The 15,612-nt window shown below is 61.7% G+C and carries 10 protein-coding genes and 7 pseudogenes; 8 read left to right on the top strand and 9 right to left on the bottom strand.

Annotated elements, in window-relative coordinates; all coding sequences use genetic code 11:
* Positions 1 to 211 precede the first annotated feature (211 nt).
* Together X738_RS65680 and X738_RS65675 are read right to left on the bottom strand one after the other, a co-directional pair.
* Positions 212 to 1,407: pseudogene (locus X738_RS65680) on the bottom strand (IS91 family transposase).
* A 10-nt stretch (positions 1,408 to 1,417) separates the two neighbouring features.
* Positions 1,418 to 2,322 (bottom strand): annotated as a pseudogene (locus X738_RS65675) (tyrosine-type recombinase/integrase).
* Between the two features lie 277 nt (positions 2,323 to 2,599).
* Here X738_RS65675 and X738_RS65670 point away from each other — a divergent pair.
* From X738_RS65670 to tdh, 5 genes and pseudogenes are all read left to right on the top strand, one after another.
* The gene (locus tag X738_RS65670; protein ID WP_023800878.1) at positions 2,600 to 3,973 is read left to right on the top strand and encodes an IS1182 family transposase; all 1,374 of its coding nucleotides are present in this window, start codon (positions 2,600 to 2,602) and stop codon (positions 3,971 to 3,973) included.
* Between the two features lie 644 nt (positions 3,974 to 4,617).
* Positions 4,618 to 5,103: a hypothetical protein gene (locus tag X738_RS65665; RefSeq protein WP_023800876.1), complete on the top strand. Its 486-nt coding sequence runs from the start codon at positions 4,618 to 4,620 to the stop codon at positions 5,101 to 5,103.
* A 657-nt stretch (positions 5,104 to 5,760) separates the two neighbouring features.
* Positions 5,761 to 6,111, top strand: coding sequence for a porin (locus tag X738_RS65660; protein WP_441295553.1), 351 nt, complete (start codon positions 5,761 to 5,763; stop codon positions 6,109 to 6,111).
* A 167-nt stretch (positions 6,112 to 6,278) separates the two neighbouring features.
* Positions 6,279 to 6,479, top strand: coding sequence for a hypothetical protein (locus X738_RS65655; RefSeq protein WP_023800874.1), 201 nt, complete (start codon positions 6,279 to 6,281; stop codon positions 6,477 to 6,479).
* 52 nt (positions 6,480 to 6,531) lie between these two features.
* A pseudogene (gene tdh, locus X738_RS65650) lies at positions 6,532 to 7,433 on the top strand (L-threonine 3-dehydrogenase).
* Positions 7,434 to 7,448: 15 nt separating this feature from the next.
* Here the strand turns inward: tdh and X738_RS87245 are convergent.
* A pseudogene (locus tag X738_RS87245) lies at positions 7,449 to 7,633 on the bottom strand (MarR family transcriptional regulator); the annotation flags it as partial.
* An 879-nt stretch (positions 7,634 to 8,512) separates the two neighbouring features.
* Entirely contained in the window at positions 8,513 to 8,755 is a 243-nt protein-coding gene (locus X738_RS84940) for a hypothetical protein (RefSeq protein WP_156942621.1), read from the bottom strand.
* 403 nt (positions 8,756 to 9,158) lie between these two features.
* On the opposite strand from X738_RS84940, the gene glyA reads away from it, so the two are divergent.
* From glyA to X738_RS65635, 3 genes are all read left to right on the top strand, one after another.
* Positions 9,159 to 10,496 carry a serine hydroxymethyltransferase gene (gene glyA, locus X738_RS65645; RefSeq protein WP_023800870.1) on the top strand — a complete coding sequence of 446 codons (1,338 nt, stop codon included), beginning with the start codon at positions 9,159 to 9,161 and terminating at the stop codon, positions 10,494 to 10,496.
* 54 nt (positions 10,497 to 10,550) lie between these two features.
* Positions 10,551 to 11,726: a methionine adenosyltransferase gene (metK, locus tag X738_RS65640; RefSeq protein ID WP_023800869.1), complete on the top strand. Its 1,176-nt coding sequence runs from the start codon at positions 10,551 to 10,553 to the stop codon at positions 11,724 to 11,726.
* Positions 11,727 to 11,835: 109 nt separating this feature from the next.
* Entirely contained in the window at positions 11,836 to 12,543 is a 708-nt protein-coding gene (locus X738_RS65635) for an adenosine kinase (RefSeq protein WP_023800868.1), read from the top strand.
* 39 nt (positions 12,544 to 12,582) lie between these two features.
* Here X738_RS65635 and X738_RS65630 read toward each other — a convergent pair.
* The 5 genes and pseudogenes from X738_RS65630 to X738_RS89725 form a co-directional block, all read right to left on the bottom strand.
* Positions 12,583 to 13,098, bottom strand: a pseudogene (locus X738_RS65630) (IS66 family transposase); the annotation flags it as partial.
* Positions 13,022 to 14,161, bottom strand: a pseudogene (tnpC, locus tag X738_RS87240) (IS66 family transposase); the annotation flags it as partial. The pseudogenes X738_RS65630 and tnpC, both read right to left, overlap by 77 nt.
* 102 nt (positions 14,162 to 14,263) lie before the next feature.
* Positions 14,264 to 14,719 (bottom strand): annotated as a pseudogene (locus X738_RS89730) (IS66 family transposase zinc-finger binding domain-containing protein); the annotation flags it as partial.
* A gap of 69 nt (positions 14,720 to 14,788) precedes the next feature.
* Positions 14,789 to 15,145: an IS66 family insertion sequence element accessory protein TnpB gene (tnpB, locus tag X738_RS65620; protein ID WP_023800865.1), complete on the bottom strand. Its 357-nt coding sequence runs from the start codon at positions 15,143 to 15,145 to the stop codon at positions 14,789 to 14,791.
* A 94-nt stretch (positions 15,146 to 15,239) separates the two neighbouring features.
* Entirely contained in the window at positions 15,240 to 15,533 is a 294-nt protein-coding gene (locus X738_RS89725; RefSeq protein ID WP_441295552.1) for a transposase, read from the bottom strand.
* Positions 15,534 to 15,612 lie beyond the last annotated feature (79 nt).

The following is a 15,612-nucleotide window of genomic DNA, read 5'->3' as shown; positions in this document are numbered from 1 at the left end:
TGATCGCACCGATGGGCTTGGTGGGTGGGCAGGCGTAGCTCGACGGGCTGGCGATGGCTGTGCGCATTGCGATGCGGCCCTTGAAGAGCGGGCGGTTTCGGCGCTGCAGATGGTGCGGGACATGCGATCGGCCGGAGACGCACGATCGCCTCGGGCCGCCGACGACCAGAGTCCTCGGCGGGTATGCAGAGCGATGAAGAGCGGTTTGTGGTCATGACGCCCTCGTCCAAGGCGGCGCGCGGGCGCGGTCGCCGCCGCCTTCGAAGGTCTCGATGACGATCATCCTGCCGCCGCAGCATGGACATCGCGGCCGCCAGTCCGATGGCGTGCGGCATCGGCGCCCGTTCCGTTGCATTCGGCCTTGGGCTGCGGCGCGGCGAGAAGTTCGCGAGCGCGCGCGATGTTGGCCTTGGCGTGCGCACTGGCGAGCAGCCCATAGTGGCGGATGCGATGGAAGCCTTTGGGCAGCACGTGGAGCAGGAATCGGCGGATGAACTCGCCCGCTTCCAGCGTCATGGTCCGGTAGCGCTCGCTGCCATTGCGGCGGTAGTCCTTGACGCGGAATGTGACGCCCGCCTCGTCGAGCGCGATCAACCGGCTGTTGGAGATGGCGACGCGGTGGGTATAGCGCGACAGGTAGGCCAGCACGGCCTCGGGTCCGGCGAAGGGCGGCTTGGCGTAGACGAACCAGTTCTTCTTCTTGAGCGGTGCCAGGAAGGCAGCAAAGGCGCGCTTGTCGCCGAGGCCGGCATTATCGCCGAAGAATCTCAGCCGGCCGGCGGCATGGGCATCAGTAAGCTTGGCCAGCAAGAGCCGCCGGAACAGTTTTGAGAGCACGCACACGGGCAGGAGGAAGCCGGGCCGGCAGGACACCCAACGCTCACCATCGAGCGCGATGCCGCCGCCGGGCACGATCATGTGGACATGCGGATGATGGGTCATCGCCGAGCCCCAGCTATGCAGCACGGCGGTGATGCCGATGCGGGCGCCGAGATGTTTTGGATCGGCCGCGATGGTGAGCATCGCTTCCGAGGCGGCGCGGAACAACAGGTCGTAGATCACCGCCTTGTTGGGATAGGCGATGTCGGCGATCTCGGCCGGCAGCGTGAAGACGACGTGGAAGTAGCCGACCGGCAAGAGATCGGCCTCGCGTGCGGCGAGCCATTCCCTTGCCGCCGCGCCCTGGCACCTTGGACAGTGTCTATTCCTGCAGCTGTTATACGCAATGCGACTGTGGCCGCAGTCCTCGCACGCCTCGACGTGACCGCCAAGCGCCGCGGTGCGGCAGGTCTCGATCGCCGACATCACCTTCAGCTGGCCGAGGCTCAAGTGGCCGGCCTGGGCCGCGCGCCAGGCGGCACCATGGCGATGGAAGATGTCGGCGAGCTCCAGGGACGGGCGGCGCACCGCCGCCGCGTCATCTGTCCGGTCGTATCTCGCCCTCTGTGAGCAGGCTGATCCGGTCGAGCGGACTCATCACGGTGTGGATCGTCTTGGTGGCGACATGGGCATAGAGCGCGGTCGTATTGAGCCGGGCATGGCCTAGCAGGACCTGGATGACGCGAATGTCGACGTCCTGCTCCAGGAGATGTGTGGCGAAGGAATGCCTCAGGATGTGCGGCGTTACCCGCTTCTTGATCTCGGCGGCCTCCGCCGCCGCACGAACGGCGCGGTTCATCTGCCGCGTGGAAAGTGGCGTGATCGGGTTGCGGCCCGGGAACAGCCAGCCCCGCGGCAGCATCACGCCGCGACGTTTGCCCTCGCGCCACCAGGCGCGCAGAAGCCGAGCAGTTGCGGCGATAGCATGGCGTGGCGGTCCTTGCGCCCCTTGCCCTGCTCGACGCGGATCAGCATGCGCGTCGAATCGATGTCGCTCACCTTGAGCGCCACGATCTCCGACACCCGCAACCCCGCCCCGTAGCCCGTGCCAAGCGCCGCCTTGTACTTCGGTCCCGGTGCGGCTTCGAGCAGCCGCGCCACCTCCTCGACGCTCAGCACCAGCGGCAGCTTGCGTGGCTGGCGGATGACGGTGAGACGGCGCGAGAGATCGAGCCGGTCGAGCGTCACGGTGAAGAAGAAGCGCAGCGCCGAGACCGAGCTGTTGATCCCCGGCGGCCGCATGCCGCTCTCGGTCTGGTGTAATTGGAAACGCCGCAGATCCTCAGCCGTCGCGGTATCAGGCGAGCGCCCGATGAAGGCTGCAAACGCCTTCACGCAACGGATATAGTCTCGGCGCGTATCCTCGGTGAAGCCGCGCATGGACATGTCTTCGATCATGCGCTCGCGAAGTGCGCTGCCGGATGGATGCGTAGGGACGGTCATCGGATGCTCCTCTCAAGCTGAAGGTTGACACTTCATGCTCGGAGGCCGAGGGCCGTCCGTCACCCCTGATCGATTAAAGCCTCACCGACGCTGCCAACGAAGCTTACGCCTCAAACCCCGCGCCCCTCCCGCGAGCGGGTTCGTTCACTGGGCGCGAACCGGACATACGCCGAGCGGGTGCCGAACGTCGGGTTTCCACCGATAGTGTTGAAAAAGTCCGGGTTGCAGCGGTCCTGAAGCACTGATTCAATCTTCGTTGTAAGAGGAGATTGAGTCGATGATGGGCGAGCAAAGTGTGATGCAGGAGGAGCTGTTCTATGGCTTCAGCCTGCAGCGGCATGTGCCGGCGGACCACCTGCTCAGAGCGATCGACCGCTTCGTTGATCTGTCCGCCATCCGCCAGCATCTGGCGCCCTTCTACAGCCCGATCGGCCGTCCCTCGATCGACCCTGAGCTGCTGATCCGCATGCTGATCGTCGGCTATTGCTTCGGCATCCGCTCGGAGCGCCGGCTGTGCGAGGAGGTACATCTGAACCTGGCCTATCGGTGGTTCTGCCGGCTTGGCCTCGAGGGTGATGTGCCGGACCACTCAACCTTCTCCAAGACCCGCCACGGACGCTTCCGCGATGCCGATCTGCTGCGCGAACTGTTCGAAACCGTCGTCCGACGCTGCATGGCAGAAGGCCTCGTCGGCGGCGAAGGCTTTGCGGTCGATGCCAGCATGATCGTCGCCGACGCGCAGCGTCAGCGCGGGGTCGAGACGGCCGAGGAGCTCAAGCCTGAGACCAAGCGGGCCGTGGCCGAATACCTCGCCACCTTGGATGATGCCGCCTTCGGGGCCGCCACGCCGGTGGAGCCCAAGTTCGTCTCCCCTGTTGATCCCGCCGCGCGCTGGACTGCCGCTTGGGGTGGCCCAGCCGTCTATGCCTATTGCACGAACTATTTGATCGACGTGGAGCACGCCATCATCGTGGACGTGGAGCCCTCGACCGCGGTGCGCCAGGCCGAGGTGACGGCCGCCAAGACCATGATCGAGCGGGCGCACGACGAGCTCGGCCTCTGGCCGGAGCGGCTGATTGCCGACACCGGCTACGGCTCGGCCGAAATGCTGAACTGGTTGGTGCATGAGCGTGGGATCGAGCCGCATATCCCGGTCTTCGACAAGTCCAGGCGCAAGGATGGCACCTTCTCGCGCGATGACTTCACCTACGACCATAAGGCCGATACATACATCTGTCCTGGCGGCAAGACGCTCAGGCAACGCCAGAAGACCTATCGGGTGCCGCACCCTCTCGTCGACGAGAACGGCATGATGCGCTATCGCGCCAGCAAGCTGGATTGCGACGCCTGTGCCCTGAAGCCCCGCTGTTGCCCGAAGGAGCCGGCGCGCAAGGTGCTGCGCTCGATCTATGAGGGCGCGCGCGACATGGCCCGCGACATCGCCAAGACCGACGCCTACCAGATCTCACGCTATCAGCGGAAGAAGGTGGAGATGCTGTTCGCGCACCTCAAGCGCATCCTGAAGCTCGATCGATTGCGATTGCGCGGCCCCTGTGGTGCCCGCGATGAGTTCCACCTTGCAGCCATCGCCCAGAACCTCAGGAAATTGGCCAAGATCTGCACCCTCGGGACACCCATCCGAGCCACTTAGGGCGAGGAGGTCGCGTCGACCTTAATCAAGACGCTTCGGTGCGAGTGGATCCACGGCTTCATCGCCGACTTCTTCAACACTATCCACCCAAAGCGGTATTCCCTTTCGGGTACCAAGCGTCAGATTTTCATCACTAGATGAGAGGCACTACCTGATTTCAAGCACCAATGCGGTGTTGATCGGCGATGATCGCCGCCGCGAATAGTCGGCCTATTTCACGCCGCCTGCTCTGGCCAGAGCGGCCATTGAGGCGAGTGAAGGGTTTCTGAAATCCAGAATGCACCCGACTGTTCTGGACGCTGCGTGCGGCGGCGGGTCATTTCTGACCCCCGGTGACCGGCATCTGGTCAGACAAAAACTTGAAAGAGGAGTGCCGTTAAGCGAGGCCTGCAAAGCGACGCTCCGCGACATCAGAGGCATCGAGATCGATGCAGGTCTTTCGGCTCTGTCGCAGGCACTGCTGAATGACATGCTGGCGCATGAATTCCGTATGTTCGCACCGGTCGGCCGGCTGCAGTACGTTGCGAAGATGCGCTCTTGGCCTCCGCGCCGCAGCTGTACGATCTGGCAATCGGCAATCCGCCTTACGGAAAGGTGGGCGCCGAAGCGGATAGGCGCTGCTTCGCAACGCCGGACTGGCAAACATGGGAGGGCACACAAACCTGTACTCCTTATTTCTGCTGAGAAGCCTCGACTGGCTGAAACCGGGTGGCGGGCTGGTGTTCGTGGTGCCCACCAGCTTCGTTGCAGGCCCCTACTTTTCAGGGTTGCGGCAGGAAATTCTCGTTCGGGCTGAAGTGCTGCGTATCAACCTTCATGAGCAGCGGGAGAATCTCTTCCTCGGGGCCGTGCAGGATGTCTGCCTGCTCACAATGCAGCGCCGGCGTTCGCATCGCGTGCTCGGCGATCAGGGTCATTCGTATGAACTTGGCATTATCGACTCGAACGGCCGCCGAACTCCGTGCGGAAACGGCATCGCGAAGCCGACGGTGAACCATGGTTGCTCCGCGTCGCGCAGCAACTTGGAACTGCGAGCGCAACTGTCGGGAAGGCTGCGCGTTCAGCGCGTGATTATCGACCATCGCGCTCGCCAAAATGACGGCGTCGCACCGAGCGGTGCCGCCGCATGATGTCTCAACGTCGGGGCTCACAGCAAACAAAGCTGTCGCCATTGAACGAAACTGTCGCGAAGCGAACAGACGNTGATGTCTCAACGTCGGGGCTCACAGCAAACAAAGCTGTCGCCATTGAACGAAACTGTCGCGAAGCGAACAGACGAACCGTAGCCGAAACGTTTGCCGTTCGTGCTTGGGTTGATCCGCAAGGCAAAAAAGGAAGCGCGAACCAAGGTCCGCCGGCACACTTGAGCTTCAAGCCGCAGCTGGGTCGTCAGAATGGCACGTCATATGCAGTAGAAGCCTTTGTGACGGCCCGTCCACAACTAGCGGAGATGACGGTGATGATTTGCACAGAAATGTTGAGTGGCGTCATTTCGCCGATAATTATATTTGTTATAACGATTGCATATTTGTAACAATAATACCAAATCATACTCAATTTCTCTTGAATAATCTGGCACGACGAGCGCATCAAAACTGCTCAAATTCGACTCAATGCGCATCGTTATCGACTATTTCCTTAGTAAGAATTCATTCACTGGCGTCCATTACTTTTACTCTTTGAACGGAGATCAACAATGAACATTAGTAGCCTCCTCCTCGGCTCAACTGCGGCACTGATTGCCGTTCAACCAGACGCCGATTCCGTACGGCGCTTTCGATACCAATGTGGTTCAGTACTACTTCGACGCCGGGAACGGCTTTTCGGCCGTGGTTTCGCTCGAAGAAGGCTCGGGCGTGGTCGGCACAATCGACNTACTTCGACGCCGGGAACGGCTTTTCGGCCGTGGTTTCGCTCGAAGAAGGCTCGGGCGTGGTCGGCACAATCGACAGCTACGCTCCGACGTAGTCGGCGGCTGGAATTACACACATGGCTGGGGCGCGATCACCGGCGTTGCCGCTTATGATTGCAACTACGAATCGGTGGCCGCCAAGGTTCGTGTCAACACCAATGTCACCAACGAACTGTTGCTGTTCGGAATGTTCAGGCGATATTCATCGCTCGATTATGTGTTTTGATCTGTAGCTCTTTCATTTCCCTCATGGCCTCCGCCGCTTGACGGACCCTGCCATCCAGAAGCACCCGGCCAGGTTCAGGTCCGAACTTGAAGTCCCAGTCGGGTCAGGACGTGTTCAACTTGTTGAGCGTTTGTGGGGTGCGGCCCGATGCACTCGAAAATCCGCAAATGGATCGCCTCCGTTCAGCCATCCCCGCGGAAATTCGGGCGCGAGAGAACAAGCTCCAGAGCATAAGCGAGGCTGATCGAGGACCGAAGGGCCAGGCGCGCATCCGCACGCAAATGTCGGCCGCCCATTCCAGCGCCGACATCGACCGTGCGGTCGAGGCGTTCGGCGCAGTCGGGCGTGAACTCGGTGTGATTTCCTGAACGGCCGGAACCGAAAAGCGATTCCGGATCAAGAGTTTCAAGGGACAAAAGAATGTCGAACATGATGAAGGCGCTGGTCAAGGCCAAGGCCGAGCCGGGCATCTGGATGGAAGAAGTGCCGGTGCCGGAAATCGGCCCGAACGACGTTCTGATCAAGATCAAGAAGACCGCGATCTGCGGTACCGACGTCCACATCTACAATTGGGACCAGTGGGCGCANGGCGAAGGCCACATCGTCTGCGGCCACTGCCGCAACTGCCGGGCGGGCAGGGGGCATCTGTGCCGCAACACACTCGGCGTCGGCGTCAACCGGCCAGGCGCCTTCGGTGAATATCTGGTGATACCGCAGCACAACGTCGTGCCGATCCCCGACGATGTGCCCGACGAGATCGCCGCAATCTTCGATCCCCTGGGCAATGCGGTCCACACCGCACTGTCCTTTGATCTGGTCGGCGAGGACGTGCTGGTCACCGGCGCCGGGCCGATCGGCATCATGGGTGCGCTGGTGGCGCAGTGCGTCGGCGCGCGAAAGGTGGTCATCACCGACATCAACCCGGTGCGGCTTGCGCTGGCGAAAAAGCTCGGCGTCCAGCATGTGGTCGACGCGTCGAAGGAAAAGCTGCGCGATATCATGCCGGCGCTCGGCATGACCGAAGGTTTTGACGTCGGCCTCGAAATGTCGGGNCCATGAACAATGGCGGCAAGATCGCCATTTTGGGCATCGCGCCGACCGGCTTCGAGATCGACTGGAACAAGGTCATCTTCAAGATGCTGCATCTCAAGGGCATTTACGGCCGCGAGATGTTCGAGACCTGGTACAAGATGATCGCGCTGGTGCAGGGCCCGCTCGACGTCAGCGGCCTGATCACCCGCCGCATTGGCATCGACGACTTCCAGACCGGGTTCGACGCGATGCGCAGCGGCAATTCGGGCAAGGTGGTGATGGACTGGTAAGCGCCTAATCCTGCCCAGGGCCTCCTTGAGCGCACTCAATCCATTTGTGATCGCGGTGCGCTCACCAGCGCTGAGTTTTGCCAGCAATTCCCGCTCGAACGCCTTTGGCAGCGGCACCATCTCGCGATAGGCGGCAAGGCCCGCTCCAGTCAGCGTCAGGTGCTCGATGCGGGGTCTTTTTCATCCGGTTTTCGCGTGAGTCAGCCGAGACGGAGAAGCATGCGACCTTCTCGGAAATTCGACTGCTCCGGAAACGCGAATGCGCCATCGTCTTTATCATGTTCGCAGGCGGAGCATGAACGCGCGACGCGCTGCTGCGGCGACTGCACGAGCGATTGATCGTCGAGGCGGATACTGGAAATATTGCCACTCTGCGGACGAATGTTTCCGTGCCCCGCACGGCGGGATCGCACCGCCAGCGCTGGTTTACGGTCGTCGGTCCTGATACTGAACTGATGGCTAGCGCGCAAACTTTCGCTATCGATGCCGCGTATTCGGTTGCGGCTGGACAGCCGGGCATAAGCGTTTCGGAGAATGTCAAAGCGGATTTTGTATCGAACTAGCTGCCTTTGGCATCGGCCGTGATCCAGGCTATTTTCCAAAATGCACGTTTGCACTACTCTTTTTTCGTCATTTGTTTGCTCGCCACCAAGCCAATCGCGGACGTGCTTCCTTTGCGCATGAAGTCAGTTGTAAGGGTCGAAATTGTAGCCAGGCGAGTTCAGCTTTGCATCAGATCCCCAGCTGCACGGCGTTCGATCTCATAAAGGGAACAATGTGCTACGCGCATTCGACTGCCGAACCCGTTCGCTCCAACTGGCAACCGTTGAATAGCCAGCTCATCGCGGTCGCCGCTTTTTGGCCGGAGCTGTTGATGCCGTGGAGAGAGTGTCGCTGATGGAGGAACGGCTACGCTTCGTGGCCCGTCTTTTGGACGGCGAAGGCATGGCGATGTGTGCCGGGAGCAAGAGCGGGTTGGGCAAACGTTGCAACAGATCCTTCAAGCAAATTCATAGACTCTTAGCAACTCCAGTTCGCTGTGAATGGTAGGCTTATTGCAACGTCTGAGATCAGTGGGGTCAAAAACGTGGCGCCGCTTTTCTCCGACCCGCCGAACTGCGAGCAATTTCGGCTAAGGCAATGGCAAGAAGAGCGCCCATCTTGGTTGTTCGAACACAGCATTTTCGGCTCAACAGTATCTTCACGGCCACCGTGATTGTCATGTCGGTGGGCACCAGCCATATAATTTGGTTCGAAAGCTGCAACATCTGTGGAGAACGCGAAATGACAAATTCAGTAGGACGAGTGCCCAGGTTTTCCATGTGGCTTGATCCTGACCAATGATGACACTGGTCAGTCGCCTACGCACGGTGGCGCATTTTGATCGCCTTCGAATCCTGGGCCTTTGCGCGCATGCGGACCTAACTGTCTGCGAGCTAGCGGAGATTCTGGGCGTGCGTCGCGAGCGGGTGGTGCGACACGTCCGGCTGCTCGCCAGAGCCGACTTTCTTTGCTGCAACGAACAACCCCCGTGGCGCTCGTACCATCTCAAAGCAGGAGGCAACGACGGTGGGCTGGTTCAATTATTGGTCGATCTCCTGCCCCAAGGCGAGGGCTATCATAAACGGGACCTGCAGCGGCTCGAAGCGGTACGAGACACGCGGCCCAAGGGGACCGCATGCTTGACCGTGAAATAGATCAATCCAATTGGAGCGCGAAACCACCATGGACAACTCCGCCGGCGGCGCCATCGCGGCGCCCGACACTTACGGACGGTCTCGCTTGGCCGCGGTTGATTGCCGCGTTCACGAGCTGCTTCTAAGACAGGAGCGGCAGGAGCGGACGACCCTCAAACTCATTGCCTCTGAGAACTTTGCCTCCTCGGCCGTGCTGGAAGCGACCGGTTCGATTTTCACGAACAAGTACGCCGAGGGGTACCCCGGTGCGCGCTACTACGCTGGAAATGAGATCGTTGATGAGCTTGAGAATCTAGCCATTGAGCGCTTGAAAACACTATTTGGCAGCGAGCATGCCAACGTCCAGCCTTATTCCGGCTCACCGGCCAATCAGGCCGTCTACCGCGCGCTTTTGAGCCCCGGTGACAAGGTCATGGGCTTGCCCCTTCCGGAAGGGGGCCATCTGACTCATGGTTGGGCCATCAACTTTTCCGGAACTGACTATCAACGCGTCCCTTATGGGCTGCACGAAAAGACGCAGCAAATTGACTATGACCGCTTGCGCGAGACAGCCAAGCGGGAACGGCCGCGGCTCATTTGGGTCGGCGGAACTGCTTACCCGCGTGTCTTTGATTACGCGGCAATGGCAGAAATCGCCCTGGAAGCGAACTCCTATCTCGTAGCCGACATTGCGCACATCAGCGGCCTGATTGCCGCGGGAGCGCACCCGAATCCCGTGCGCCATTGCGACGTGGTCAGCAGCACCTCCCACAAATCGATCCGCGGTCCCCGCGGTGGTTTCATTTTGTCAAGGAACGAAGATCGCTATCAGGCCCTGTATCATACAAAGAGCAAATACAATCTCGCCAGACGAATAGACCGGGCGGTCTTTCCTCACCTGCAAGGCGGGCCCCACATGAATGCCATCGCTGCGCTAGCAGTTGCCTTGCACGAAGCCGCGAACCCGTCCTTCCGAAGCTACGGCCAACAGACCGTCAAGAATGCCAAGGCTCTTGCACAGGCACTGATCGAGCGAGGTTATGACCTGGTTACCGGGGGGACGGACAATCACATGCTGATCCTTGATCTGCGTGATCGACCACTATCGGGCAAGGCCTATGCCGAGCGGCTAGCAAAAGCAGGCATCATCACAAACTTTAATATGGTGCCTGGCGACCCGCGGGATCCGGCGGTCACAAGCGGAATTCGCCTGGGGTCGCCAGCAGTGACGTCAATGGGCATGCGCGATGTGGAAATGGTGCAAATTGCTGGCTTCATTGACTGCGTGCTCCGGCGGCCTGATGACGAAGATCTCCATGCCTGCGTGCGAAGAGACGTTGCCGATTTGTGCGCTGCGTTCGAGGTCCCGGGCATCACCAACAGGTAAGGTGGGCTAAGCAAAATGCCCCATACAACTCCAACACCCGAAACGAGGCATTTCATGGCTAGGCAGTTCGTGTTCTCTTCCGAATCGGTTGGCGCGGGACACCCGGATAAGTTGGCCGACAACATCTCGGATGCCATCCTCGATGCCATCCTCGGCACCGATCCCAAGGCGCGCGTCGCCTGTGAAGCGTTGGTAAAATCAGGGATAGTCGTTCTGGCTGGCGAGATTACCAGCGATGCGCGGGTGGATTATAGCCAAGTTGCGCGCGATACGATTCTCGATATTGGATACGACGATGAGGCCGTCGGCTTTGACGGCCGGCGTTGCTCCGTCGTTCATGCACTCACCGAGCAATCGCCCGACATTAGCCAGGGCGTTGACGAGGGACGAGGGCAGGACCTCCAGCAGGGAGCGGGAGATCAGGGCCTCATGTTCGGCTACGCATGCCGCGAAACCGATACCCTGATGCCTTTGCCGATCCAGCTCGCGCATCGCTTGACGAAACGACAGGCAGATCTCCGGAAAGCACGACAGCTTGGCTGGTTGCGTCCTGACATGAAATCCCAAGTCTCAGTGCGCTATGAGGGGTTGCGCCCGGTCGCCCTTGATACCATCGTCGTATCGACCCAACATGACGAGCAGGTCTCGCAAGAGACGGTCCGCGAGGGCGTCATTGAGGAAATCATAAAGCCTGTCCTGCCGACCCACCTGGAGACGGAAGGCATCAGAATTCTGGTCAACCCGACGGGGAGGTTCGTAGTCGGCGGGCCGCGCGGCGACTGCGGTCTCACTGGACGAAAGATCATCGTCGATTCCTATGGTGGGATGGGTCGTCACGGCGGCGGCGCCTTTTCGGGCAAGGACCCGTCCAAGGTTGACCGCTCAGCTGCCTATGCGGCCCGGTATGTCGCAAAGAATATCGTCGCTAGCGGACTTGCGGACGTCTGCGAGGTGCAGCTTGCTTACGCAATCGGCGTGGCCAGTCCCGTTTCTGTCATGGTCAACACGTTCGGGACAGCGAGGGTTGAGGAAAGAAGGATCGAGCGCCTCATTCTTGAGTTGTTCGATCTCAGACCGAAGGGCATTATCAAGATGCTTGATCTCTTACGCCCTATATACCGCAACACCGCGACCTATGGCCATTTCGGCCGTGAAGAGCCTGATTTCACCTGGGAGAAGACAGACAGGGCCGACGAATTGCGTCGCGAGGCAGGACTTGCCGCCCCATGAGGGCTGGCGCCGAACGGATTGGCAAGCGCAAAGCCCATTCCCACTGGCCAGACCCGCCCGCGGCCGGCATGCCAGAAAGCCGGGTGGGCTTTTGGCGGAGACATCATTGATGCCGGACTATGACGTGCTTTGTGTCGGGAATGCCATCGTCGACATCATCGCCCAGTGCGACGAGGCGTTCCTGGAGACCAACGGCATCATCAAGGGCGCGATGAACCTGATCGACACGAGGCGCGCCGAACTGCTCTACAGCCGCATGGGCCCGGCCATCGAAGCCTCCGGCGGCAGCGCCGGCAACACGGCGGCGGGCGTCGCCTCCTTCGGCGGCCGCGCCGCCTTCTTCGGCAAGGTCTCCAACGACGCACTCGGCGAAATCTATGCGCATGACATCCATGCCCAGGGCGTCGCCTTCGACACCAGGCCGCTCAACGGCGAACCGCCGACGGCGCGCTCGATGATCTTCGTCACACCCGACGGCGAGCGCTCGATGAACACCTATCTCGGCGCCTGTGTCGAGCTCGGGCCGGAGGACGTCGAGGCCGACAAGGCTTCGGGTGCGGCGGTCACCTATTTCGAGGGTTATCTGTGGGACCCGCCGCGCGCCAAGGAAGCGATCCGGCAGACGGCGAAGCTCGCGCATACCGCCGGCCGCGACGTGTCGATGACGCTGTCGGATTCGTTCTGCGTCGACCGCTACCGCGACGAGTTTTTGGACCTGATGCGCTCGGGCATGGTCGACATCGTCTTTGCCAACGGCCACGAGATCAGTAAGCGCTGTTCTCAGGCCACGGCCCTGAGTTCGGGAGCCGGGATGTAGGCCCAGGGCAGCAGGTCGTCGATCTGGCTGTTCGGGNTCTCAGGCCACGGCCCTGAGTTCGGGAGCCGGGATGTAGGCCCAGGGCAGCAGGTCGTCGATCTGGCTGTTCGGGTGGCCATTGACGATCCTGGTGAGGACATCGGCGAGATAGCCGAGGGGCTCGACGCCGTTGAGTTTGCAGGTTTCGATCAGCGAGGCGACGACTGCCCAGTGTTCGGCGCCGCCATCGGAGCCTGCAAAGAGGGCGTTCTTCCGATTGAGCGCGATCGGACGAATGGAGCGCTCGACTGTATTGGAGTCGATCTCGATGCGGCCGTCGTCGAGGAAGCGGGTCAGGCCTTCCCAGCGCGAGAGCGTGTAGCGGATTGCCTCGGCGAGCTTGGTCTTCTGGCTAATCAGGCCGAGCTTTTCGCGCAGCCAAGGTTCGAGATCGGCAATGATAGCGCGGCTATTTTCCTGACGCATCGCGCGGCGTTCGTCAGCCGACCGGCCGCGGATGACGTCTTCGATCTTGTAGAGCTCGGCGATCCGTCTCAGCGCCTCGCTGGCAATCGGCGCGGGACCGGCTGCCGCCNTGGCCATTGACGATCCTGGTGAGGACATCGGCGAGATAGCCGAGGGGCTCGACGCCGTTGAGTTTGCAGGTTTCGATCAGCGACGCGATGACGGCCCAGTGCTGGGCGCCACCGTCGGAGCCTGCAAAGAGCGCGTTCTTGCGGTTGAGCGCAATCGGACGGATTGAGCGCTCGACCACGTTGCTGTCGATCTCAATGCGGCCATCGTCAAGGAAGCGCGAGAGGCCTTCCCAACGCGAGAGCGTGTAGCGGATCGCCTCGGCGAGCTTGGTTTTCTGGCTGATCAAGCCGAGCTTTTGGCGCAGCCAGGGTTCGAGATCGGCGATGATAGCGCGGCTATTTTCCTGACGCATCGCACGGCGCTCCTCGGCCGATTGGCCGCGGATGCCGTCCTCGATCTTATAGAGCTCGGCGATCCGTCTCAGCGCCCCACTGGCGATCGGCGCGGGACCGGCTGCCGCCAGTTCATAGAAGCGTCGGCGCACATGCGCCCAGCAGAAGGCGAGCGTCACGCCGCTCTTGTCGGCCAGCACGCGATAGCCGCCATAGCCGTCGACCTGCAAGATTCCGGTGAAGCCTGCGAGATGAGCGATCGGACGCTCGGCCTTTCGGTCCGGCGCATAGATATAGGCGACGCCCGGCGGGTCGCTCCCATTCCATGGTCGGTTATCGCGGGCATAGGCCCAGAGTTGGCCGGTCTTCGTCTTGCCGCGGCCCGGATCGAGCACCGGCGCGGTGGTTTCGTCAGCAAAGAGCTTCGGCGAAGCCTTCAGCTTGCCAACCAGCCGCTCATGCACAGGACGCAGATGCCAGGCGGCGCGGCCGACCCAGTCGGCGAGCGTGGAGCGATCAAGATTGATGCCTTGCCGGGCATAGATCTGCGCCTGACGATAGAGCGGCAAGTGATCGGCGTATTTGGAGACCAGCACCTGGGCGACCGTTGCCTCGGTCGGAAGACCACCCTCGATCAGCCGGGCGGGCGCCGGAGCCTGAACGACCACATCCTCGCAGGCGCGGCAGGCATATTTGGGCCGGCGCACGACGNGGTCAGCATATTTGGACACCAGCACCTGAGCGACCGTCGCCTCGGTTGGCAAACCGCTCTCGATCAGCCGGGCGGGCGCCGGAGCCTGAACGACCACATCCTCGCAGGCGCGGCAGGCATATTTGGGCCGGCGCACGACGATCACACGCAGCTGCGCCGGAACGATGTCGAGCCGCTCGCTCACGTCCTCACCGATCCGATGCAAGCCATTGCGGCAGCCCGGACAGGCATGGTCCTCGATGTCGACGACCATTTCCACCCGCGGCAGATGGGGTGGCAACGCGCCGCGGTTCGTCCGGCGCTTCCTGGCGCGCTCCAGACGCTCTGCGGGAGATGCTTGTTCATTCTCTTCCTCGTCGGCGGCCTCGATCTGCTCGGCCTCTTCGAGCCCCAGCAGCAACTGATCCTCGGGAAGCGTCTCAGCTCTTCGGCCGAAGCGGTGACGCTGCAATTCCTTGATGATCTGGATCAGGCGGGCGTTCTCGACGTCGCGCGCCAGGACCATCGCCTTCAGCGCGTCCGGATCGTCGGGAAGCTGGTCAGCCGCCATCGCCATGACCGGATCAGACCATATTCGCCGACATCCCGCGACAGCGGAATCCAGGCTGATTCACTTCGTCGCGGGTCAGCCCGCCTGAACCGGAACGCGGGTCCTGCGCGCCTCGTGGACCCGCCGCCAGTCGAGACCTTCGAGCAGCGCCGACAACTGCGCGGCCGTCAGCCGCATCATGCCGTCATGCACTTTCGGCCAGCGGAACTCGCCGTCCTCCAGACGTTTGGCGTAAAGGCAGACGCCGGTGCCATCCCAGAAGATCAGCTTGATCCGATCCGTCCGCTTCGCCCGGAAGACATAGACCGCGCCGCTGAACGGATCGGCGCCCATCGTCTCGCGCACAAGCGCCGCGAGGCCCTCCGCACCCTTGCGGAAGTCCACCGGCTTCGTCGCCACCATGACCTTGACCGCACCCGTCGGCCCGATCACGTCGTCGCCTTCAGCGCTCGGATTACAGCGGCCACCGTCCTGGTGTCGGCGCCACGGCCGACCCGCATAGCGACGCCGTCTATCTCCAGCTCGATCACACCGTNGCCACCGTCCTGGTGTCGGCGCCACGGCCGACCCGCATAGCGACGCCGTCTATCTCCAGCTCGATCACACCGTCTCGGGCGGCTTTCTGCTTCCGCCGCCGCCTTGCCGCCGGTTCAGGCCTCGGCGCTGCAATCACCGCCGGAACAAACAACGATTCCGGTGCCGGCGCTTCCGCCAACGGCTGACGAGCGGCCCGACGCCAGGCGAACAGCTGCTGCGGGGACAAAGCGTATCGCCGCGCCACCGCGCTCACGGTCGCGCCGGCTTCGTAGCTTTCCGCCACGATCCGCGCCTTCTCCTCCGGCAGCCATTCGCGCCGCCGACCGGAGCCCGTGAACACCTCAGATCGGAAGAGCGTCGTG

The organism is Mesorhizobium sp. L48C026A00 (assembly GCF_000502375.1).
GTDB classification, from domain to species: domain Bacteria; phylum Pseudomonadota; class Alphaproteobacteria; order Rhizobiales; family Rhizobiaceae; genus Mesorhizobium; species Mesorhizobium muleiense.
Note: the sequence above shows the minus strand (reverse complement) of the source record. Positions and strands in the feature narration are given on the sequence as shown.